Here is a 20,903-nt window from a genome sequence, read left to right as displayed (position 1 = left end):
CGACGACCCTACGCCGGGCCGCCCCGCGGGGTCCGGGAGGCCGGTCACCAGGCCTCCCGACTAGAACGGAGGCATGAGCACCGCATCACCGCGCCGCACCGAACAGACCGAGATCGAACGCAAGTACGACGTCCACGAGGGCGCCGGGGTGCCCGACCTGGTCGGGGTGGGGGGAGGCGCCGCCGAGGCGCTCGTCGTCGACGGCGTGGGGCACGACGACCCCGTCGAGCTCGCCGCGACCTACTGGGACACCGTCGACCACACGCTGCTCGGGGCCCGGACCACCCTGAGGAGGCGCGAGGGCGGTGGCGACGCCGGATGGCACCTCAAGCTGCCGCCGTCGGCCGGCACGACCGGGCGCCGCGAGGTCCACTGGCCGCTCGGCGACCCCGGCGAGCCCGTGCCGGACGCGCTGCGCCGGCTGGTCGAGGCGCGGCTGCGGGGCCGGCCGGTGCACCCCGTGCTCCGACTCGAGACGACGCGCACCGTGACCCGCCTGCTCGACGGCTCGGACCGCGAGCTGGCCGAACTCGCCGACGACGTGGTGCGGGCGTCGAACCCCGACACGGGCGTGCTGCGCACCTGGCGCGAGTGGGAGGTCGAGCTCGCGCCGGGCGTCGACGGCGACGAGGGCGAGCGGCTGCTCGACGCGGTCGCGGAGCGGCTGGAGGCGGCCGGTGCGTCGCTCTCGTCGTCGAAGTCGAAGCTGGCCAGAGGGCTGGGTTCGGAACTCGCGGTGCCGGCGGCGTCGGGCGACGGCGCCGGCGGGGCCGCCTCGACGGTCGTGCCTGCCCCGGCCACCCCGGCCCCGAAGAAGAAGTCGGCGGCGGCCTTCGTCGCGACCGCCGCCACGGGTCTCCGTGACGACCTGCTCGCGGTGGACGCCGCCGTGCGCGACGGCCGGCCCGATGCGGTCCATCGGCTGCGGACCACGACCCGGCGGCTGCGCGCCCTGCTGACCGTGTGGGACGGCGTCCTCGACCCCGGGCTCGCCGCCGCCGTCGTGGCGGGTGCCCGCCACGTCGGCCACGTCTCGGGTGCCGCTCGGGACGTCGAGGTGGCGCGAGGCCGGGTGGCGACCCGCGCCTCCTCGGCTCCGGAGGGCTTCGTGGCCGCCCAGGTCACGGGGCGGATCGACGCCCGGCTCGGCGAACGACTCGACGAGGCCGTCGGTGACGTGCGTCGCCTGCTCGACTCGGGCGCCTGGTTCGACCTGCTGGACGCGGTCGACGCGCTCGTGGCGGCCCCGGCGACGGGGGACCACGCCACCGACCCGGCCGCCGACCTCTCGGCCGCGCGGCTGCGGGCTGAGCGGAAGCGGACGAGGCGGGCGGTCCGGGCAGGGCTGGCGGCCGTGGACGCGACGGACCGCGCAGGCGCCGTGGACGCGCTCCCGGTCCTGCACGACGCGCGGAAGGCCGCCCGACGACTGCGGTACGCCCTCGAGGCCGACCGGGCCCGCAGCGGATCGGGCCGCGGCCGGGCCCGCCGGGCCGAGGCCGTCCAGGACGCCCTCGGCGAGCACCGCGACGCCCTCGCGGCGGTGCGGACGATGCGCGAGGTCGCGACGCTCGCGAACCGGTCGGGCGAGGACGCCTTCGGCTACGGCGTGCTGGCCACCCTCGAGTCCGCCCGTGCCGACGACGCCCTCCGCCGCTTCCGCCGCGCCGCCGCCGACCTCTGACGTCGGGTCGCCGACCTCTGACGTGGGACCTCGGGCGCGGAAGGGGTCAGGCGGAGCGGCGGGCGAGCAGCGCCTCGAGCTTGCGCACGGTCGCGTCGTTCCGGGCCGTGACCGGAGTCGGCAGCCCCCGCCACCAGGCGTCCGGCACCCGCGAGGCGAGCACGCCTGCCGGCAGCCACTGGTGGACGGCGTCGGGCGAGACCACGATCTCTTCGTCGCCCAGGTCGACGTCGGGAGGCGCCACCCCGTCGAGTGCGCCCGGCACCTCGGCGAACGCGACCGACAGCAGCTTCGGCTCGCGCTCCTCGCGTCGGAGGGGGTTCGCCACGGCCAGCCGCGTGAAGCGCTCGGCGTCGAGCAGCACCAGGTCGGCGTCGACGCCGGTGGCCCGGGCGATCGCCGCCCGGAGCCCGGCGGCGTCGTCGGCACCGAGCCGCGACGACGCCCCGAACACCAGGTTGCCGCTGTTGAGCAGCGTCTCGGGGCGCTCGAAGCCGAGGTCGGCGGCCACGCGCCGCAGGTCGGTCATGGTCACCCGTTTGGCCGTGCCGACGTTGACGCCCCGCAGCAGCGCGACGTGGTCCACGCTCGTCAGGCCCGCCCGAGGACGTCGAGGATCCACGCGATCTCGAACGCCCGCTCGCGCCAGGACTCGTACCGTCCGCTGACGCCGCCGTGCCCGGCCGACATCTCGGTCTTGAGCAGCACCGGGGCGTCGACCTCGCGCAGCCGCGCCACCCACTTGGCGGGTTCGACGTAGAGCACCCGGGTGTCGTTGATCGAGGTCACGGCGAGGATGCGCGGGTAGGTCACGTCGTCGCGCACGTTCTCGTACGGGCTGTAACCGCGCATGTACTCGTAGACCTCGGCGTCGTGCAGGGGGTCGCCCCACTCGTCCCACTCGATCACGGTGAGCGGCAGGTCGGGGTCGAGGATGCTCGTCAGGGCGTCGACGAACGGGACGGCCGCGACGATGCCGGCGAACCGGTCGGGGGCGATGTTCGCCACCGCGCCCATCAGCAGGCCGCCCGCGCTGCCGCCCTCGGCGACCATCAGCTCGGGGGTCGTGCGGCCCTCGGCGATCAGGTGGTCGGCGACGGCGACGAAGTCGGTGAAGGTGTTCTTCTTGGTGAGCGTCTTGCCGTCCTCGTACCAGGAGCGTCCCAGCTCGCCGCCGCCGCGGACGTGGGCGACCGCGAACACGACGCCGCGGTCGAGCAGCGACAGGCGGGCGACGCTGAAGCCCGGGTCGATGCTGTGCTCGTACGAGCCGTAGCCGTAGAGGTGCACGGGCGAGGGCCCTTCGGCGGGGAGGGCGTCACGGCGCCAGACGAGCGAGACGGGCACGCGGGTGCCGTCGGCCGCCGTGGCCCACTCGCGGGCCTGGTCGTAGTCGGCCGGGTCGTAGCCGCCGAGCACGTTCTGACGCTTGAGCAGGTGACGCTCGCCCGTGCGGACGTCGAGGTCGTAGACCGTCGACGGCGTGACGAACGAGGTGTACCCGAAGCGGACGGTCGGCTGCTGGAACTCCGGGTTGCCGCCCGCGCCGGCGGCGAACAGCGGCTCGTCGAAGCCGACCTCGGAGACCTCGCCGTACCCGTCGGGACCGAGCGGCACGACCGCGAAGCGCGGCAGCGCGTCGCGACGGTACTCGACCACGAGGTGGCCGGAGAACGCGTCGACGGACTCGAGCCGGACGGAGGCGCGGTGCTCGACGATGACGCGGCGGTCGGTCGTCGACGTGGGGTCGTCGGCCGGCACGTCGACGAGCTCGAAGTTCTCGGCGCCGTCGTTGTGGACGATGAGCAGGCGGTCGCTGCCCGCGACGATCGCGTGCTCGACGTCGTACTCGACGCCCTCGCGCCGCGGCCAGACGACCCGGAACTCGCCGGTCGGGTCGGCCGCGTCGAGCAGCCAGGTCTCGCTCGTGATCTTCGACCCGACGTCGACGACGAGGTACTGGCGGCTGCGCGTGAGGCCCACCCCGATCCAGTAGCGGTCGTCGGTCTCGGTGAACACCGTGACGTCGTCGCCGGGCTGCCCGACCTCGTGACGCCAGATGGTGTCGGGCCGCCAGGACTCGTCGACGGTGGGGTAGAAGACGTACCGGCCGGTGGCGTCGAACAGGGCGCCGGCGGCCGTGCCGGTGACCACGTCGTCGAGGTCGCGGCCGGTCGCCAGGTCGCGGATGCGCAGCGTGTAGCGCTCGTCGCCCTCGACGTCGACCGCGTAGGCGAGCAGGGAGCCGTCGGGCGAGACGTCGAAGCTGCCGATCGAGAAGAAGTCGTGCCCCTCGGCCTCGGCGTTGCCGTCGAGCAGCACCTGCTCGCCCTCGGCGGCCTCGCCCGCCTCGATCGACGGGGGAGTCCAGTCGTCGGGCCCGGTGATCGGTGCGCGGCAGTGGATGCCGTACTGCTGCCCCTCGGCCGTGCGCGAGTAGTACCACCACGAGCCCTCACGGACCGGGACGCCCAGGTCGGTCTCTTGCACCCGGCCCTTGATCTCGTCGAAGACCGTCTGCCGCAGACCGGCGAGGTGGGCCGTCTCGGCCTCGGTGTGCGCGTTCTCGGCCTCGAGGTGCGCGACGACCTCGGGGTCGTCCTTGGCACGGAGCCACTCGTAGTCGTCGACGAAGTCGTGGCCGTGGTGCGACCGGGTGACGGGCTTGTGGGGGGCACGGGGAGCGGGAACGGAGGCCATCACCCGAGCCTAACGGCGGCTCAGACGGAGCGGTCGCTGGCCGTGATGCCGTTGAAGGCCGGCACCTCGGGGTACTCGTCCGAGGCGACGTGGACGTCGGCCGGGTCGGGCGCCTCGCCCTCGCGGGCCTCGTCGATCGCCTGCTCGGGGGTGCCGGCCTTCTCGGCGGCCGACTCGGAGTGCGTCCCGGGGACGGTGTACGTCGCGTCGACGTCGTGCCCGGTCGGGTCGACCGTCTCGCTCGCGCCGGACGCGTCGTCGCGGGGGGTGGTGTCGGGGGCCGGGGTCTGGTCGCGGTCGCTCATGCCGGGGACGGTACCCGCGCCTCCTCGGTGACGTCCGGCCAGGCCGTCGGTCGTCGGCCGGCCCTGACGCGGGTCGGCGCCCGACCCGGCGGCGGTCAGTCGTCGACGGGCAGGGCCGTGGTCGGCGCGGCCAACCCCTGGACGGTGGCGCCGAGGTGCGCCTCGCCGGGTTCGAGGTCGGAGATGGACCGGCGGTCGGACCTCAGTCGTCGGACCGAGGCGTTGAGCCGGGCGTGCAGCTGCATGAGGTGCAGGCGGTAGCGCTCGGGGGCGTCGTCGCTGTCGTCGAGGAAGGTGTTGCACGCCAGCGTCATCTCGTTGAGCACGGGCAGGGCCGACGAACGGGGACGGAGCGCCCGTCGCGCCCGCCGGATCTCGCCACGCAGGGCCGAGATCGAATGGCGCGCCTGCTCGTAGACGGGGTCGAGGGCGCGGGGGTTGGGGCTGAGCCTCGGTGCCACCCGGCGCAGCACGCGCCGGAAGTGGATCTCGGTGATCAGCTCGTTGAGGGCCGACGCCTCGCGCCGGCGCGACTCGATCAGCCGCACGAGCAGGTTCGACGCGAACGCCGCCCCGGCACCCACGAAGGCACCCACGGTCACGGTCACGACGTCCCACCAGCTCATGGGGCCACGCTACGGCGGACCACCGACAGCCGGGTCGGGGGAGTCGCGGTCAGCGAGAGGCGTCGTCGAGTCGCCCCATGAGCGACCAGACGGCCCGTGACAGCTCGGGGTGCCACAACGCGATGGTGCGCAGGTAGCCGAGCTCGTCGGCGAGACCGAGCCCCGTCGCGGTCGGCACGCCGTCGGTGCCCAGGGCGTCGGCCCGCAGCGAGATGACGACCTGTTCGTCGACGGTGGGGAGCCCGGGGATGACGTCCCAGGGGTCCTCGCCGTTGCGGCAACGCAGTTCGATCAGGGCGGAGAGCTCGTCGTGGGCCTCGGCGCGCAGCACCTCGAGGCTCCGGCCGGCGCCGCGGAACTCGGGCCCGGGGCGTCGCCTCCCGCTCGATCGTGCTTCGGACATGCCGACGAGCCTACGCGCGAGGCGTCGTGCGGTTCCCGGGGACGCGGCCCGCGCCTCCTGCCGTCCGCCCTCCTGCCGTCCGCCCTGTGGGCGGGACGACAGCCGGTAGCCTTCCGGCATGCCGGTCTACCGCGTCTGCGTCGCCTACCTGTTGCGGGAGCACGAGGGGCGTCGGCAGGTCCTGCTGGGACGCAAGAAGCGCGGACTCGGCACGGGGCACTGGGTGGGCCTCGGGGGCAAGCTCGAGCCGGGAGAGGGCGTGCAGGAGGCGGTGGTCCGCGAGATCGCGGAAGAGAGCGGCGTCGAGGTGCTCGCGTCGGACCTCGACCGGAGGGGCGACCTGCTCTACCTCTTCCCGCACCGTGAGAGCTGGAGCCAGCGGTCGACGGTCTTCGTCGTCACCGCGTGGTGCGGCGACCCCGCCGAGAGCGACGAGCTGGTGCCCCGGTGGTTCGACCTCGACGAGCTGCCCCTGGACGAGATGTGGGACGACGCGTCGCACTGGCTGCCCGGTGTGCTCGCCGGGGGACGGGTCACCCGGACGTTCGTCTTCGCGGCCGACCTCGCGACGGTGGCCTCGGACGCTCCGCTGCCGGCGGAACACGCCGGCCCCTGAGGCGTTCCGGCCCGGACGCCTGGCCCTCGCAGAGGGGGGCGCGGTGGCGCCGTGCTCCGCTTAGGGTCGGTTCCGAGACGGATCACGGGGAGATCCCCGCCGTCGGACGGATCTCACGGGGAGCGACATGACCAGCTACGACGGCCTGACCACGACCACGCTCCGGAGCCCGGCCCGCACCGCCGTGGCGCCCCGCCAGCTGTCGTTGCCGCTCTGGCTGCCCGCGGTGGCCTGGGCCCTCGGCCTCGTCGTCGTCGTGGTGGGGGCCGCCTTCGGCGGCGTCCTGCTGGCGCTCTCGAGCCTCGGCGTGGTCGCCCTCGTCGCGGGCATGGCAGCCACGGCCGCGCGGTGGCAGCGCATCGAACGCCTCGCGGCGATCGAGCTGGCCGAGCGACGTGCCTCGACCGCCGAGGCACGACTCGTCTGAGCCCGACACCCCGTCCGGGCGGGGTCAGCGTCCGCGTCGGGTCCCGGTGCGCGACAGACCCGCGCGTACGAAGAAGTCGACGACGCCGGTGAGCACGGCACCGACGACCGCGAACCAGGCGTAGCCGACGAAGCGCGCCGCCACGTCGGGACCGCCCTGTGGTGCCAGCGTCACCGAGAGGACGTAGAGGGCCCCGGCCGCGACGAGCAGCAGGACGGCGAGGGCGACGAGCAGGCGGTGCAGGGTGGTCGTGGTCACGAGCGTCGAGGGTACCGCCTCAGCGCGCGACGCCGTCCTCGCGCCCGGGGTGCCCCGACCCGATCCGGTCGCTCGGGACGACGCGCACGGGTCGCGTCGCGAGCTCGTCGTTCTCGAGCCCGCCGGGTGCACCGAGGAACATGTCGCCCCGCTCGCCGGGGTCACCGAGGTCGTCGCGTTCGTCCGCCGGGATCGTGTTGATCGTGCCCGTGTCCGTCGCCACGAGGCCGTGTCGGGCGAGCACCTCGTCGCGCTCGGCGACGAGGAACTCGCGGTTCGCGTTCTGGGCGTCGGCGAACATCGTCGTGCGGCCGGACACGATGCGGGCGATGCGGCGGCTCTCCCACCAGCGCTTGCCGACGAGCATCAGCACGATGCCGAGAGCGGCGTAGCAGAGCATCATCGTCACGCCGCGGCCGTAGCCGGGGCCCACGCCGTAGAGCACGCGCTTGAGCATCTCGGTGATGCCGCTCCCGACGACGACGGCGTTGAGCCACGCGAACGGTTGGGGCATGAACCATGCGGGGTAGGCGGCACCCGAGGACGGCATGGACAGGAAGACGAACACGATCATCGCGGGCAGGGCGACGAACCGTCCGACGAAGTAGCTGATGCCGTTGACCGCGAGGCCGATCGCGATGATCCAGGCCCAGGCGATGAAGAAGAGCGGCACGAAGTGCCCGTCGACGGCCCCGATCACCGGCCCGGCGAGGACGTTCGTCACGAGCGAGATCACGCCGCCGCCGACGCCGATCACCGTCATCCGGGTGCGGTGGCGGAGCGGGGCGCCCATCAGCCCGATGAACATCGCCACCATGTAGCCGCCGATGCACCACGAGAGCATGAGGTACATCGACACGGTGCCGTACTCGTCGTTCGCGGGCAGCGGTGCCAGGTCCGTGACGGTGGGCGTGACCCCCTGGGCCTCGAGCACGGGGGTGATCGTCGCCGGGATGAGGGCGGCGACCTGGTACTGGTGGGCGCTCGCGGTGTAGATCGTGGTCTCGGCCGGGTCGTAGGCGACGGCGACGCGTCCGGCGAGCACCGCCTCCTCGGCCTCGTCGGCGGAGCCGTAGGCGCGCACGTCGATCACGCCGGGGCGGGCGTCGTCGAGGCCCGTCTGCAGGTCGGCGGCGGCCGACGAGGACCCGACGACCGCGACGGGCACGTCGTGCGGGTGGGGGGCGTGGAAGGCCGCGATGTAGCAGAGGCAGAAGCCGACGATGAAGAACAGCGGCAGCCAGAGCTGCAGGCCGATCAGCTGCAGCGACGGGTGGAGGGTCGAGTACCAGCGACGGTACCGTCCGAGTTCGGGCTTGGGCGGCCCGCCCGCGTCGTCCGTGGTCGTCTGGTTCGTCGTGGTCGCCACGGTGCCGCGCCCTCCTGCCCTCGGTCGTGTTCCCGTCTCGTCGCCGGTGCCGCTCACGATACGCCGCGGCGGCGTCACGACCTCGTGCTCGTGAAGGCCGAGGTGTCCATGGCGAGCTCCTCGGCGTCGAGCCCGAGCAGCACGCGCCTCATGACCTCCTCGTCGAGGGCCCCGGCGTCGCGCTCGCGCAGCACCACCTCGCGGCGTTTGGCGAGCAGCTCGCGTCGGATCGAGCCGAGCGCCTGGGGCGCCGCTCGACGGCGGGCGCGCTGGGCGGCCGTCGCCCCCGAGACGTCCCGTTCGTCGGCGTCGTCGACGGCCGTGCGCTGCAGCGCCTCGTTCTGCCGCAGCAGCCGAGTCGTCGCGAGCAGGACAGCGCGTTCGGTGAGCTCGGGCCCCCAGCGCTTCTCCCAGTCGGCACGCCGTTCCGCGACGTAGGCCATGGTCTCGTCCGTGCTCGTCGCGAAGACCGCCAGCTCGGCGGCGAGGTCACGGTCGCGCTGCGTGTCGTCCCGGACGCCGAGCACCCTGATGACGACCGGCAGCGTGAGCCCCTGCAGCAGCAGGGTGCCGACCGTGACGATGAACGCGATGAGGAACATGGTGTCGCGCGCCGGCACGGGGATGCTCGACTCGGTGACGGCCGGGATCGACACGGCGGCGGCGAGGGTCACCACGCCCCGCATGCCGGTCCACGAGATGACGCTCAGCTGTCGCCAGTCCATGCGGGGTTGCGGGTGGTAGCGCAGCGTCCGCAGAGCCGGCGCCCGCCGCAGCCGGCGGAGCGCGGGCACCCGGCGGAGCTTCCGCAGCACCGTCGAGAGGAAGAGGTACCGGCCGGCACGGGCCGCGTGGTAGGTGCCGAACACGAAGACCGGGCGCACGAGGACGACCACGGCGAGGACGGCGAGGGCGACGCCGACGCTCTGTCCGAGGCCGCGCTCGCTCTCGCTGACGTCGAGCACGACGGCACGCAGCTGGAGGCCGATCAGGGCGAACACGAACCCCTCGAGCAGGACGTCGGCGGCGGACCAGAACGGGCGCTCCTGCAGCCGGGTCGCGTAGCCCGTGCGGGGTGAGTTGAATCCGACGTAGAGGCCCGCGGCCACGACCGCCAGCACGCCGGAGCCGCTCAGCTCCTCGGCGGCGATGTACGCGATGAACGGCAGCAGCAGGCCGATGACGTTCTCGACCACGGGGTCGTCGATCCGCATGCGCACGCGGTGGGCGACGAAGCCGAGGACCAGACCGACCGCGACGCCGACGCCGATCGCGAGGCCGAAGATGCCGAGGTCGTCCCAGAGCGTGAGGCTGGCACCGCCCACGATCGCCAGGAACACCTTGACCAGGGTGAGCGACGCGGCGTCGTTGATCAGGCTCTCGCCCGACAGCACGGTCATCACCTTGCGCGGCAGGCCGAGCTTCCGGCCGATGGCGGCCGCCGACACGGCGTCGGGAGGCGCGACCACCGCCCCGACGAGGAGGGCGGCCGGAAGGGTCATGTCGGGGATCATCACGTAGGCGACGCCCCCGACGGCGAAGGCCGTCACGATCACGGCACCGACCCCCAGCCGGGCGATCTGCACGCGGCTCTCCCGGAAGTTCAGCAGCGAGACGTCGAGGGCGGCCGAGTAGAGCAGCGGCGGCAGGACCACGGTCAGGATGACCTCGGAGTCGATCTCGATGTCGGGCACGCCGGGGATCAACGACACGAGCAGGGCGACGCCCACCGTCAGCAGGGGGGCGGGCAGGCCGCGCCAGCGGGCGAAGGCGGTCACGACGAGCGACCCGGTCAAGATGATCAGCAGCTCGCCGAGTTCCATGTGAGCCGGGCTCCGTCCAGTCGTCGGGGCAGCCGTGCGATGTGCATCGACTGCAAAGTCCCGACCATCCTCCCAGGCACCCCCTAGGAGAACGTCGGGTGAACGGCCCCGGTCGACCGTCCGACCACCCGTAGCATCGCTCCGTGACCGCACAGCCCCGGGCGACCGTCCCGGCCCCCGACCTCGTCCGCACCACCCGCTCGGGCGAGGTCCGCGGCGTGCGGGAGCGCGGCGTGCTCGCCTGGCGCGGCATCCCCTTCGCCGCACCACCCGTGGGGCGCCTCCGTTTCCGGGCCCCCGAGGCGCCGGCGGCGTGGACGGGCGTCCGCGACGCCGGCCGGTTCGGACCCGCAGCCCCGCAGGACCGCGTGCAGTTCGTGGGCGTCGACGCCACCACCCCGCTCAGCGAGGACTGCCTGACGGTCAACGTGGTCGCACCGGAGGGCACGGCACCGGGCGACGGGCTGCCCGTCCTCGTGTTCGTCCACGGAGGCGCGTACAGCGTGGGGTCGTCGCGAGAGTTCCCGAGACAGGGCGAGACGCTCGTCCGTGAGGGCGGCATCGTCTACGTGAGCCTGAACTACCGGCTGGGCGCCTTCGGCTACCTGGACTTCAGCCACTGGGCGACCGAGGACCGCCCGTTCGACTCGAACCTCGGGCTGCGCGACCAGGTCGCCGCCCTCGAGTGGGTCCGCGACAACGTCGCCGCGTTCGGCGGCGACCCCGGCCGGGTCACCGTGTCGGGCGAGAGCTCCGGCGGCAACGCCGTGACGACCCTCATGACGGTGCCGCGCGCTCGCGGCCTCTTCCGGGGGGTCGTCGCCCAGAGCGCACCGCCGAACGCCATCTACCCCCCGGACGTGACGCGGCGCTGGGCGGGCGAGTTCCTCGAGCTGCTCGCCCACGACCTGCGCGACGACGACCTCGAGGCCACGAGCGTCGACGACGCGGCGACGATGCTCGCCGAGGCACCGACGACGGCGATCGTCCGGGCCGCCAGCCGGTTGCAGTTGCGCACCCCGGACGAGGATCCGGGGACGATCTGCTTCAGCCCCGTCATCGACGGCGACTTCCTGCCCGAACGCCCGCTCGACGCCTTCAAGGCGGGCCGGGCCCACCCGGTGCCTCTGATCATCGGCACGAACGACCGCGAGGGGTCGGTGTTCACCGGCCGCCGCGACATCCTCGCCACGACGAAGCCCCGCATCCGGGCCATCTTCGCCGCGACCGAGAAGAAGGCCCGGAAGGCGATCAAGAAGCACTACCCGGGGCTGCCCGCCCGCCCGGCCGCCCTCGACTTCGGCGGTGACTACGCGTTCTGGTTCCCGAGCGTCAAGGTGGCCGAGCGGCACGCGGTCCACCAGCCGGTCCGGTTCTACCGTTTCGACGCCACGACGCGCATCCTCCGCACGGTCGGGGTGGACGCGTTCCACGGTCTCGAGCTCTGGGCGATCTACGACCGGATGGGCTCCGCGTTCGGGTGGGCGATGAGCCTCCTGGGCGGCCGTCGGGCGTTCCTGCGCACGGCGGCGCGGACGCGTTCCCGCTGGCTCGAGTTCGTCCGAACCGGGGCGGTCGCCGACTGGCCGACCTACGACCCGCACCGCCGACGCACCCTCATCATCGACGCCCGCGACCGCGTAGAGCACGATCCGCGGGGCGAACGGCGACGGGCCTGGCAGGACTTCGTCCCGCACGTGTGAGGCGCGCCCCGGCCGCGCGACGGTCCGCGTCACCCGCCGTTCACCGGGATGTACCCCGCAGGTCACCACCGAGTTGACCCGCGTCCACCCACCTGTGACACTCAGGCCGGTGGACATCACACTCATCGTCGTCCTGGTCATCGCGCTGGCTCTCTTCTTCGACTTCACGAACGGGTTCCACGACACGGCCAACGCCATGGCGACCCCGATCGCGACCGGCGCGATGAAGCCCAAGGTCGCCGTCACGGTGGCCGCGATCCTCAACCTCGTCGGCGCCTTCCTCAGCACCGAGGTCGCGAAGACCGTCTCCGGCGGCATCATCCGCGAGGGGGACGGCGGGGTGCAGATCACCCCCGAGATGATCTTCGCGGGCCTCATCGGCGCCGTCGTCTGGAACATGTTCACGTGGCTGCGAGGGTTGCCCTCGAGTTCCTCGCACGCCTTGTTCGGCGGGTTGATCGGTGCGGCGATCGTCGGTGCCGGCATGGGGTCGGTGGACTTCGGCGTCGTGCTGTCGAAGGTCGTCCTGCCCGCCCTGCTCGCGCCGTTGATCGCCGGCGTCGTGGGGTACACCGCCACGCGGCTCGCCTACACGATCACCCGACGCCGCGACGACAAGAGCGAGCGCGGCGGGTTCCGCTACGGCCAGATCTTCACGTCGTCGCTGGTCGCCCTCGCGCACGGCACGAACGACGCGCAGAAGACCATGGGCGTCATCACGCTCACGCTGATCGCGGGCGGGTTGCTCACGCCCGACTCCGGCCCGCCGTTCTGGGTGGTCGTCGTCTGCGCGTTCGCCATCGCCCTGGGCACCTACACCGGCGGCTGGCGCATCATCCAGACCATGGGCGGCGGTCTGACCGAGGTCAAGCCCACCCAGGGCTTCTCCGCCGAGGCGTCGACGACCGCGACCGTGCTGGCCTCCAGCCACCTGGGCTTCGCGCTGTCGACGACGCAGGTCGCGAGCGGCTCGATCATCGGTGCCGGCCTCGGACGCCGCGGCTCGAAGATCCAATGGGGCACCGCCGGCAAGATCGTCGTCGCCTGGTTCATCACGTTGCCCGCCTCGGCGGCGGTCGGCGCCGTCGCGGCCCTGATCGCCACGCTCGGCGTCGCGGGGCTCGTGATCGACGCCGCCGTCGGTGCCGTCGTCATCGCGGGGATCTTCGTCATCTCCCGCCGCCGGCCGCACGACCAGGGCTCGGCCATCGAGGTCGACGTCGCCGCCACCTCGGTGCTCTCGCGCCGCCGTGCCCGACGCGCCGTCCGCAAGGGCCGCGTCGACACGCCCGCGTCCGGGGTCGAGGCCCCGTTCGTCCGCATGGACGACCCACCCGAGCCCGTCCCCGCCCCCCGGGGTCCGGTCCCGACCGACGACGAGGTGCGCTGATGATCGACTGGTCCGCCTTCCTCGTGGTCGCGCTCGTGGCGCTCTTCTCCGCGGCCGCCCTCGTCTCGCTCTACTCGCTGGGCCTGCGCCTCCTGACCGTCGAGGGCCGCACGCCCGTCCGCACCGCCGCGGGGTACGCCTGCTTCGTCGTCTGCGCCCTCGGCGTGCTGTACGGCATCTACCTCATCGTCCCGGGTTTCCACCGCTGACCCTCGGCCACCCCGGCTCGTCTCGTCCCCAGGGCGGGACCCCTCTCGGACGGCCGCCCCGCGCCTCCGCGGGAACGGCCCGTCGGCGGTCCCGCCGGTAGGCTCGACGGAAGCGTCCGGTCGACGACGACCGGGCCCCGACTGACGACGGAGGCTCACCACACGTGACGACCGAGACAGCAGCACCGACCCGCACCGAGACCGATTCGTTGGGCAGCCGCGAGGTGCCCGCCGACGTCTACTGGGGCATCCACACCGCCCGGGCGCTCGAGAACTTCCCGATCTCGCAGCGGCCGATCTCGGTCTATCCCGACCTCGTCACGGCCCTCGCCCTCGTGAAGCAGGCGGCGGCCCGCGCCAACGTCGAGATCGGCGTGCTCGACCCGGTCAAGGCCGAGGCCATCGAACGCGCCTGCGAAGAGATCCGCGGGGGCGCGCTGCACGATCAGTTCGCCGTCGGGGTCATCCAGGGCGGCGCCGGCACGTCGACCAACATGAACAGCAACGAGGTCATCGCCAACCGCGCCCTCGAGCTGCTCGGCCACGCCAAGGGCGAGTACCGCCACCTGCACCCGATCGACGACGTCAACCGCAGCCAGAGCACCAACGACACCTACCCCACCTCGATCAAGATCGCGATGGTGCTCACCCTGCGGCGCCTCCTGGTCGAGCTCGACCTGCTCGCCGACTCGTTCGCCGCCAAGGGCGCCGAGTTCCACGACGTGCTCAAGGTCGGCCGCACCCAGTTGCAGGACGCCGTGCCCATGACCCTCGGGCAGGAGTTCACGGGCTTCGCGCACACCCTGGCCGAGGACGTCCAGCGTCTGCGCGACGTCGTGCCGCTGCTCGGTGAGATCAACCTCGGCGCCACGGCCATCGGCACGGGCATCACGGCGGACCCGCTCTACGCCGACGCCGTCCGGCGACACCTCAGCACGCTCTCGGGCATGGACCTCGTCACGGCCCCCGACCTCATCGAGGCGACGAGCGACACCGGCGTCTTCATGACGCTGAGCGGCGCCCTCAAGCGCAGCGCGATCAAGCTGTCGAAGATCTGCAACGACCTGCGGCTGCTCTCGTCCGGTCCGCAGGCCGGCATCAGCGAGATCACGTTGCCGCCGCGCCAGGCGGGGTCCTCGATCATGCCGGGCAAGGTGAACCCGGTGATCCCCGAGGTGGTCAACCAGGTCGCGTTCTCGGTGGCCGGGGCCGACGTGACGGTCACGATGGCCGCCGAGGCCGGGCAGCTCCAGCTCAACGCGTTCGAGCCCGTGATCACCCACTCGGTCATGCAGAGCCTGCAGTGGATGACCTACGCCTGCCAGACCCTGCGGATCAACTGCGTCGACGGGATCGAGGCGAACCGCGCCCGCCTGACCCAGCAGGTCGAGACGAACGTCGGCAGCGTCACGGCGCTCACGCCCTACATCGGCTACACGGCGGCGGCGGCCATCGCCCACACGGCGCTGACGACCAACGCGGCGATCGCGCCGCTCGTCGTCGCAGCGGGCCTCATGACTGACGAGCAGGTGCGCAAGGTGCTGTCGCCCGCCCGACTCTCGGGGCTCGCGCCGATCACGAGCGCCATCACCGTCATCGACGTCGAGGACCCCGCCGCGGCGGTGGCCCGGGCGGCCAACACGACGGGCGCCCGCAACCCGGGCGACGAGACCGCCGGCTGACGCGACCACGTCGAGGAGGCGCGGTGTCGGACGACCGGCACCGCGCCTCCTCGAGTCGCGGCCTCTACGACGTCGAGGGGGCGTGGGTGGTCGGGTCGACCTGGTCGGCGCGCTGGGCGGCCTGCGGCCGTTCGTCGGCCGGCCGGTCTCGATCACCGCGGAGGTGGACGCGCCGGAGTTCGTCGGGTTCGAGCACGCCGCCGTTCTCGCGCAGGGCACGCTCGCGGATCGCCCGGCCCACCCGGACGTCCCAGGCGAGGTTGCGAGCCAGGATGTGGTTGCGCGCCGTGTCGCGGAGCGGCAGGGGGATGACCTCTTCGGCCTGCACCCCGCGACGGAGCTGGCGCATCCGCAGGATCTCGCTGTCGAGCTCACCGCCGATGACGAGCACGAAGTTGCTGATGTACGCGTAGAGCAACACGACCACGACGCCGCCCACCCAGCCGTAGAAGCGGTCGTAGTTCGACACCGTCGCGACGTAGACCGCGAAGCCGACCGTGGCGAGCGCCCAGCCGCCGAGGGCGACCATGGCCCCGTACGACACCCAGCGCAGGCGCGGAGGCCGGACGTTGGGCGTGAAGAAGTAGAGCATCGCGACCGACAGCACGGCCAGGGCGACGAGCACCGGCCACTTGACGACGTCGTAGAGGTCGGTCCAGGGGCGGCCGATGCCGAACCGTGCGGCCACCGCGTCGCTCAACGTGGGCGTCACCAGCAGGATGACGGCGATGACGGCGAACGACACCATCAGGACGAGCGTGACGATCATCATGTGGCCGCGGAACTTCCAGATGCGGCGCCCCTCCTCGACCTCGTAAGCCGTGTTCATGGCCCGGCCGAACGCCGTCGTGTAGGCCGACAGCGACCACAGCGTGAGCCAGAGGCCGATGCCGAACGCGACGCCGGGGTTCGACAGGCTGAGCATCTGTTCGAGCGGCCAGCGCAGGGTGTCGATCGCGTCGGGGGTGAGGACGTACCGGGCCACCGAGAGGATCTCGTCCACGGCGTCACCGTCGTCGACGAACAGGGCGACCCCCGAGACGAGGGCGAGCGCGCCGGGCACCAGGGCGAGCATCGAGAAGAAGGTGAGCGACCCGGCCGCGTCGATGGTGCGATGGCGCAGGAAATCGTGCCAGACCCGCATCACCACGTACCGGACCAGCGACGGGTCCTCGGGCAGGGAACGCGTCGAGGCCATCCTGCGAGATTACCGGGCCGTCCGGCTCGTCGCGGCCCGCCCGCAGGCTGCGCCGACCCCGGCGTCAGGCTGCGCCCGCAGGCTGCGCCGATCCCGGCGTCAGGCTGCGCCCGCAGGCTGCGCCGACCCCGGCGTCAGCCCGTAGGGTCGGGGGATGACCTGGTCCGATCCCCGCGGCGTCGGACACGACGCGTACGGCCGCCCGCTGACGCCGTACGCCGACCCCTCCTCCGTCACCCCGGCGGGCGCTCCCGGATGGTCGGCGCATGCTCCCGCGGCCAACCCCGAGCCGGTCTGGTACCCCGTGCAGCCGGTCTTCGCCCAGCCGACGCCTCGCCGCCGGGTGGCCAGTGCCGTGGCGCTCGCCGTCGGGTTCACCGTGATCGGCACCTTCGCCCTGGCCGTCGGCCTGTACTTCCTGATCTTCGTCCAGCCCGCCGTCCTGCTGGCCGGGAGCCTGCTCGCCTTCGTCCCGTTGGCCATCGTCCTGGTCGGCATCTGGTTGGTCGACCGCTGGGAGCCCGAGCCGCGCGTGGCGCTGCTCTTCGCCTTCCTCTGGGGTGCGGCGGTCGCGGTCGGCACCGCACTGATCGTCGACATCGCCCTCACGACGGCGCGGTCGGTGCTCGGGGTCCGCTCGAGCGGGCTCGAGGACGTGCTCGGGGCGGTGGTCCAGGCGCCCCTCGTCGAAGAGGGGGCCAAGGGGCTCGGCGTGCTGCTGGTCCTGTGGATCTTCCGACGCCACTTCGACGGCCCGGTCGACGGCATCGTCTACGCGGCGACGGTCGCGGCGGGCTTCGCCTTCGTCGAGAACATCCAGTACTTCGCCCTGCAGGTCGGGGAGGACCTGGCCACGGGAAGCCAGGGCCTCGCCTACGTCTTCTTCGTGCGGGCCCTGATGTCGCCGTTCGCCCACGTGATGTACACGGCCTGCACGGGCTTCGCCCTCGGTCTCGCGGCACGGCGGACGGGCCCGTACGGCGCGATCGGCTGGTTCTTCGTCGGCCTCGTACCCGCGGCGGGACTGCACGCGCTCTGGAACGGTGCCCTCTTCGTGGTCGGCGACGGCTTCTTCATCTACTACCTGCTCGTGCAGGTGCCGATCTTCGTGGCCATGGTGTTGCTCGTGGTGTTCCTGCGACGCAACGAGCGGAGGGTCACCCACGACCGGCTCGCGGAGTACGCCGCGGTCGGCTGGTTCAGCGCCGACGAGGTCGGCATGCTCTCGTCGAGCGCCGGTCGCCGCCGCGCGCGGTCGTGGGCCGCGTCACGGGGCATCCGACCCGCCATGAAGGTCTTCATCTCGAATGCGACGCGCCTCGCCTTCACCCGCCAGCGGCTGGTGAAGGGCCGCCGCGCGCTCGACGAGGCCGTCCAACGCGACGAGGCCGAGCTGCTGCAGGCGCTGACCGCGAGTCGCGTCGCCCTGCAGGCTCCACCGACGGCCTTCGTCGGGTACCCGCAGCACCCGGGGTGGCCGTCGCAGGTGGCCGGGCCGCCCGTGCCGCCGCAGTCGGGCCCCGGGTGGTGATGCGCGCCACGACGGCGACGGCGACGGCGGTGACGGCGGCAGCGGCGACCGTGGCCGCCGCCGCGGGTCAGGGCGTCGGCGCCTCCGCGTCGTAGCGCCCGAACGCGGGCGTCAGCCGGGCCACGAGCGCGACGAGGGCGACGACCACCAGACCGCCGAGCAGCGGCGGCCAGAAGACGGCGATGCCCGCGACGAGTCCGACGAACAGGTCGCCGACTCGCGGCCCGCCCGTGACCACCACGATGAAGATCCCCTGCAGGCGGCCCCGCATCGCGTCCGGCGCGGCCGACTGGAGGATGGTCGAGCGGAAGATCGAGCTGACGTTGTCGCTCGCACCCGCTCCGGCCAGCGCGAGGGCGGCCCCGCCGAGGGCGGCCAGGTTCGCCTGGTCGAGTCCGGCCGTGACGCCGCCGCCGTGGGCCGGCGTCACGAGCAGCACGACGCCGAAGGCGGCGATGCAGAGACCGTAGGCGGTGATGGCCCACCGCACGGCGACACCCTGTCGGCGCACGTGGCCGAGGCGTCCCGAGAACACGCTGCTCAGCAGGGCGCCCACCGCGAACGAGGCGGAGAGGACGCCGACCGTCACCGCGCCTCCTCCGATCACGAGCGTGCCGACCACCGGGTAGAGGACGCGGGGCATCCCGAACGTCATCGCGACTATGTCCATGACGAAGGTCGTCCGGATGTTCGGCGACCGCTTCAGGAACGCCAGGCCGAAGCGCAGCGACTCGAGCCCCGGACGTTGGGTCTCGCCCTCGGGACGGATCGGGGGCAGCGTGACGATCCCGAGGAACGCCGTCGAGAACAACACGACGTCGACCGTGTACGTCAGCGGGAACCCCACGCCCGCCACGAGCACGCCGGCCAGGGCGGGTCCGACGGTGAGCATCAGACCCATGCTGATGCCGCTCAGTGCGGAGGCGGCGGGCAGCAGCTCGCGGGGCAGGAGGCGCGGCACGATCGAGGCGCGGGAGGTCGCGATCATCGTGCCCGCCACGGCGTTGACCGTGGTCAACAGGTAGAGCAGCCACACCTCGTGCAGCCCGAGGTACGCGTGCAGCGCGATGGCCGCAGTCGAGAGCCAGGCGAAGACGGCGGCGACGAGCGCGACCTTCCGACGGTCGAAGGCGTCGGCGAGCATGCCGCCGTAGAGGCCGGCCAGGATCATCGGGACGAGCGAGACGACGCCGACGAGCGCGACGGCGAAGGTCGACCGGGTGATCTCGAAGATCTCGAGCCCGACGGCGACGAGCGTGAGCTGCGTCCCGATGCCACTGATCGCGCTGCCCGCGAAGAGGCGGGCGAAGGCCGGGCTCGTCCGCAGCGGGGTGACGTCGACGAACAGCGGGCGACGGGCGGGCGCGGCGGGGCCGGACGGCGGAGGCGGGGTGGCGGACAAGCTGCCATTCTTGCCGATCGTGCAGGTTTCCGCAGGCCGGCGGCGGCGGCAGCCGGTGCGGCTCCCGGCGCCGCCCGGGCCCCCGCCCCCGGCCGCGGCGCAGCCCGATCGATTTGGCGTCCCGTCACCGTCGGAGTAGCGTCCATGTGTTCGCATCGATGACGTCATCTCGGTGCGGATGTCGGGTCGGCTCCTCGAGCCTCGCAGGGAGGACGCGAGTGGCCGACCCGCCCCCTCGGCCCGTCGGTGGTTGGATGGTCGGCATGACTCACGATCCCCAGACCAAGCCCGAGATCGACGCCCCGACCGGCCCCGCCCCCACCGAGCTGACGATCACCGACATCACCGTCGGCGACGGAGCCGAGGCGCAGTCCGGCTCGACCGTCAACGTCCACTACCTCGGCGTCGAGCACGACTCCGGCGAGGAGTTCGACTCGTCCTGGAGCCGTGGCGAGGCCATCAACTTCCCGCTGCAGGCCCTGGTCCGCGGGTGGCAGGAGGGCATCCCCGGCATGAAGGTCGGCGGACGCCGCGAGCTCGTCGTGCCGCCCCACCTGGCCTACGGCCCCGCCGGCGGCGGGCACCCGCTCTCGGGCAAGACGCTCATCTTCGTCATCGACCTGCTCGGCGTCAGCTGATGACGGTCGCCCCCTCGGTCGGCCTCAACGACGGGCGCACCCTGCCGCAGCTCGGCCTCGGCACCTACGGGCTGAACGGCGACGAGGGTACGGCGCAGGTCGTCCAGGCGATCTCGTCGGGCTACCGTCTGCTCGACACGGCGCTGAACTACGGCAACGAGGCGGCCGTCGGGGCGGCCATCCGCGAGACCGACGTGGCCCGTGACGACCTGGTCGTCACGACGAAGCTGCCCGGCCGACACCACGGGTTCGACGAGACCCTGGCGAGCTTCGACGAGAGCCGGGCAAACCTCGGCCTCGACTTCGTCGACCTCTACCTGATCCACTGGCCCCTCCCGCGGATCGACAAGTACGTCGAGGCCTTCAAGGCCTTCGTCCGGTTGCAAGAAGACGGCCTCGTCGGCTCGGTCGGCGTCTCGAACTTCACGGCCGAGCACCTGCAGCGCGTCGCCGACGAGACGGGTGTGGTGCCCGCGGTCAACCAGATCGAGCTGCACCCGTACTTCCCCCAGGCCGAGCTGCGTGCCGTGCACGAGAGCATGGGCATCGTCACCGAGAGCTGGAGCCCGCTCGCGAAGCAGAGCGAACTCCTCACGGAGGCGCGGGTCACCGACATCGCGCGGGCCCACGGCAAGACGCCCACGCAGGTCGTCCTGCGCTGGCACGTCCAGCTCGGCGCGGTCCCCGTCCCGAAGTCGGCCGACGCCGGTCGTCAGCGCGAGAACCTCGACGTCTTCGACTTCGAGCTCACGCCCGACGAGGTCGAGTCGATCAGCGGCCTCGAGCGGGGCCGGCTGTGGGACGGCGACCCGCTGACCCACGAGGAGTTCTAGGCCCGGCTCCACCGCGGCCACCCCAGGAGGCGCGCTCGTCCCCCGAGGACGAGCGCCCCTCCTGCGTCCCGGGTCGGATTCCCGGGCCTCGCCGTCGGTGGTCGGA

General features: G+C 72.8%; 20 protein-coding genes. 10 read left to right on the top strand and 10 right to left on the bottom strand.

Features of this window, described 5'->3' with window-relative positions; all coding sequences use genetic code 11:
• Positions 1 to 73: 73 nt before the first annotated feature.
• Positions 74 to 1,684 (top strand): CYTH and CHAD domain-containing protein, encoded by a 1,611-nt coding sequence (locus tag IFT79_RS00450; RefSeq protein ID WP_192122645.1) that lies wholly within the window; start codon positions 74 to 76, stop codon positions 1,682 to 1,684.
• Positions 1,685 to 1,730: 46 nt separating this feature from the next.
• Here the strand turns inward: IFT79_RS00450 and IFT79_RS00445 are convergent, their stop codons facing one another.
• The 5 genes from IFT79_RS00445 to IFT79_RS00425 all read right to left on the bottom strand — a co-directional run bounded on the left by IFT79_RS00445 (position 1,731) and on the right by IFT79_RS00425 (position 5,718).
• Positions 1,731 to 2,270, bottom strand: coding sequence for a DUF1697 domain-containing protein (locus IFT79_RS00445; RefSeq protein WP_192122644.1), 540 nt, complete (start codon positions 2,268 to 2,270; stop codon positions 1,731 to 1,733).
• Between the two features lie 5 nt (positions 2,271 to 2,275).
• Positions 2,276 to 4,384, bottom strand: a complete 2,109-nt coding sequence (locus tag IFT79_RS00440; protein WP_192122643.1) for a S9 family peptidase — start codon at positions 4,382 to 4,384, stop codon at positions 2,276 to 2,278.
• Between the two features lie 20 nt (positions 4,385 to 4,404).
• On the bottom strand, positions 4,405 to 4,689 hold the full coding sequence (locus tag IFT79_RS00435; protein ID WP_192122642.1) for a hypothetical protein: 285 nt from the start codon (positions 4,687 to 4,689) through the stop codon (positions 4,405 to 4,407).
• Between the two features lie 95 nt (positions 4,690 to 4,784).
• On the bottom strand, positions 4,785 to 5,315 hold the full coding sequence (locus IFT79_RS00430) for a hypothetical protein (RefSeq protein ID WP_192122641.1): 531 nt from the start codon (positions 5,313 to 5,315) through the stop codon (positions 4,785 to 4,787).
• Positions 5,316 to 5,364: 49 nt separating this feature from the next.
• Positions 5,365 to 5,718: a hypothetical protein gene (locus IFT79_RS00425; protein ID WP_043596433.1), complete on the bottom strand. Its 354-nt coding sequence runs from the start codon at positions 5,716 to 5,718 to the stop codon at positions 5,365 to 5,367.
• A gap of 118 nt (positions 5,719 to 5,836) precedes the next feature.
• On the opposite strand from IFT79_RS00425, the gene IFT79_RS00420 reads away from it, so the two are divergent.
• Positions 5,837 to 6,334: an 8-oxo-dGTP diphosphatase gene (locus IFT79_RS00420; protein ID WP_192122640.1), complete on the top strand. Its 498-nt coding sequence runs from the start codon at positions 5,837 to 5,839 to the stop codon at positions 6,332 to 6,334.
• A gap of 127 nt (positions 6,335 to 6,461) precedes the next feature.
• Complete coding sequence (locus IFT79_RS00415; RefSeq protein WP_056048172.1) at positions 6,462 to 6,761, top strand: hypothetical protein; 300 nt, start codon at positions 6,462 to 6,464, stop codon at positions 6,759 to 6,761.
• 24 nt (positions 6,762 to 6,785) lie between these two features.
• On the opposite strand, the gene IFT79_RS00410 is transcribed toward IFT79_RS00415, so the two are convergent.
• The 3 genes from IFT79_RS00410 to IFT79_RS00400 form a co-directional block, all read right to left on the bottom strand.
• Complete coding sequence (locus IFT79_RS00410; RefSeq protein ID WP_056048171.1) at positions 6,786 to 7,019, bottom strand: hypothetical protein; 234 nt, start codon at positions 7,017 to 7,019, stop codon at positions 6,786 to 6,788.
• A gap of 19 nt (positions 7,020 to 7,038) precedes the next feature.
• Positions 7,039 to 8,388, bottom strand: a complete 1,350-nt coding sequence (locus tag IFT79_RS00405; protein ID WP_056048169.1) for an ABC transporter permease — start codon at positions 8,386 to 8,388, stop codon at positions 7,039 to 7,041.
• 74 nt (positions 8,389 to 8,462) lie between these two features.
• Positions 8,463 to 10,211 (bottom strand): cation:proton antiporter, encoded by a 1,749-nt coding sequence (locus IFT79_RS00400; protein WP_056048167.1) that lies wholly within the window; start codon positions 10,209 to 10,211, stop codon positions 8,463 to 8,465.
• 143 nt (positions 10,212 to 10,354) lie between these two features.
• On the opposite strand from IFT79_RS00400, the gene IFT79_RS00395 reads away from it, so the two are divergent.
• From IFT79_RS00395 to IFT79_RS00380, 4 genes are all read left to right on the top strand, one after another.
• Positions 10,355 to 11,914, top strand: a complete 1,560-nt coding sequence (locus IFT79_RS00395) for a carboxylesterase/lipase family protein (protein ID WP_159826849.1) — start codon at positions 10,355 to 10,357, stop codon at positions 11,912 to 11,914.
• Positions 11,915 to 12,023: 109 nt separating this feature from the next.
• Complete coding sequence (locus IFT79_RS00390) at positions 12,024 to 13,304, top strand: inorganic phosphate transporter (RefSeq protein WP_123571804.1); 1,281 nt, start codon at positions 12,024 to 12,026, stop codon at positions 13,302 to 13,304.
• Complete coding sequence (locus IFT79_RS00385; protein WP_056048161.1) at positions 13,304 to 13,513, top strand: hypothetical protein; 210 nt, start codon at positions 13,304 to 13,306, stop codon at positions 13,511 to 13,513. The genes IFT79_RS00390 and IFT79_RS00385 overlap by 1 nt, the downstream gene beginning before the upstream one ends.
• A 164-nt stretch (positions 13,514 to 13,677) precedes the next feature.
• Positions 13,678 to 15,195 (top strand): aspartate ammonia-lyase, encoded by a 1,518-nt coding sequence (locus IFT79_RS00380; RefSeq protein ID WP_056048158.1) that lies wholly within the window; start codon positions 13,678 to 13,680, stop codon positions 15,193 to 15,195.
• A 64-nt stretch (positions 15,196 to 15,259) separates the two neighbouring features.
• Here the strand turns inward: IFT79_RS00380 and IFT79_RS00375 are convergent, their stop codons facing one another.
• Positions 15,260 to 16,393 carry a YihY/virulence factor BrkB family protein gene (locus IFT79_RS00375; RefSeq protein WP_123571803.1) on the bottom strand — a complete coding sequence of 378 codons (1,134 nt, stop codon included), beginning with the start codon at positions 16,391 to 16,393 and terminating at the stop codon, positions 15,260 to 15,262.
• A gap of 154 nt (positions 16,394 to 16,547) precedes the next feature.
• On the opposite strand from IFT79_RS00375, the gene IFT79_RS00370 reads away from it, so the two are divergent.
• Positions 16,548 to 17,924, top strand: a complete 1,377-nt coding sequence (locus IFT79_RS00370; RefSeq protein ID WP_192122639.1) for a PrsW family intramembrane metalloprotease — start codon at positions 16,548 to 16,550, stop codon at positions 17,922 to 17,924.
• Positions 17,925 to 17,991: 67 nt separating this feature from the next.
• Here the strand turns inward: IFT79_RS00370 and IFT79_RS00365 are convergent, their stop codons facing one another.
• Positions 17,992 to 19,326 carry an MFS transporter gene (locus IFT79_RS00365; RefSeq protein WP_249407718.1) on the bottom strand — a complete coding sequence of 445 codons (1,335 nt, stop codon included), beginning with the start codon at positions 19,324 to 19,326 and terminating at the stop codon, positions 17,992 to 17,994.
• A gap of 263 nt (positions 19,327 to 19,589) precedes the next feature.
• Here IFT79_RS00365 and IFT79_RS00360 point away from each other — a divergent pair, with 263 nt between their 5' ends.
• Both IFT79_RS00360 and IFT79_RS00355 read left to right on the top strand, forming a co-directional pair.
• The gene (locus tag IFT79_RS00360; RefSeq protein WP_043596717.1) at positions 19,590 to 19,964 is read left to right on the top strand and encodes an FKBP-type peptidyl-prolyl cis-trans isomerase; all 375 of its coding nucleotides are present in this window, start codon (positions 19,590 to 19,592) and stop codon (positions 19,962 to 19,964) included.
• Positions 19,964 to 20,797: an aldo/keto reductase gene (locus IFT79_RS00355; RefSeq protein WP_192122637.1), complete on the top strand. Its 834-nt coding sequence runs from the start codon at positions 19,964 to 19,966 to the stop codon at positions 20,795 to 20,797. The genes IFT79_RS00360 and IFT79_RS00355 overlap by 1 nt, the downstream gene beginning before the upstream one ends.
• The last annotated feature ends 106 nt before the right edge of the window (positions 20,798 to 20,903 follow it).

Source organism: Frigoribacterium sp. CFBP 8759 (assembly GCF_014841655.1).
Classification (GTDB): domain Bacteria; phylum Actinomycetota; class Actinomycetes; order Actinomycetales; family Microbacteriaceae; genus Frigoribacterium.
Note: the sequence above shows the minus strand (reverse complement) of the source record. Positions and strands in the feature narration are given on the sequence as shown.

Coding starts and splice junctions, on each gene's coding strand:
- IFT79_RS00450 (WP_192122645.1), top strand. CDS start 74: ATGAGCACCGCATCACCGCGCCGCACCGAACAGACCGAGATCGAACGC.
- IFT79_RS00440 (WP_192122643.1), bottom strand. CDS start 4,384: ATGGCCTCCGTTCCCGCTCCCCGTGCCCCCCACAAGCCCGTCACCCGG.
- IFT79_RS00435 (WP_192122642.1), bottom strand. CDS start 4,689: ATGAGCGACCGCGACCAGACCCCGGCCCCCGACACCACCCCCCGCGAC.
- IFT79_RS00430 (WP_192122641.1), bottom strand. CDS start 5,315: ATGAGCTGGTGGGACGTCGTGACCGTGACCGTGGGTGCCTTCGTGGGT.
- IFT79_RS00425 (WP_043596433.1), bottom strand. CDS start 5,718: ATGTCCGAAGCACGATCGAGCGGGAGGCGACGCCCCGGGCCCGAGTTC.
- IFT79_RS00420 (WP_192122640.1), top strand. CDS start 5,837: ATGCCGGTCTACCGCGTCTGCGTCGCCTACCTGTTGCGGGAGCACGAG.
- IFT79_RS00415 (WP_056048172.1), top strand. CDS start 6,462: ATGACCAGCTACGACGGCCTGACCACGACCACGCTCCGGAGCCCGGCC.
- IFT79_RS00400 (WP_056048167.1), bottom strand. CDS start 10,211: ATGGAACTCGGCGAGCTGCTGATCATCTTGACCGGGTCGCTCGTCGTG.
- IFT79_RS00385 (WP_056048161.1), top strand. CDS start 13,304: ATGATCGACTGGTCCGCCTTCCTCGTGGTCGCGCTCGTGGCGCTCTTC.
- IFT79_RS00375 (WP_123571803.1), bottom strand. CDS start 16,393: ATGGCCTCGACGCGTTCCCTGCCCGAGGACCCGTCGCTGGTCCGGTAC.
- IFT79_RS00370 (WP_192122639.1), top strand. CDS start 16,548: ATGACCTGGTCCGATCCCCGCGGCGTCGGACACGACGCGTACGGCCGC.
- IFT79_RS00360 (WP_043596717.1), top strand. CDS start 19,590: ATGACTCACGATCCCCAGACCAAGCCCGAGATCGACGCCCCGACCGGC.
- IFT79_RS00355 (WP_192122637.1), top strand. CDS start 19,964: ATGACGGTCGCCCCCTCGGTCGGCCTCAACGACGGGCGCACCCTGCCG.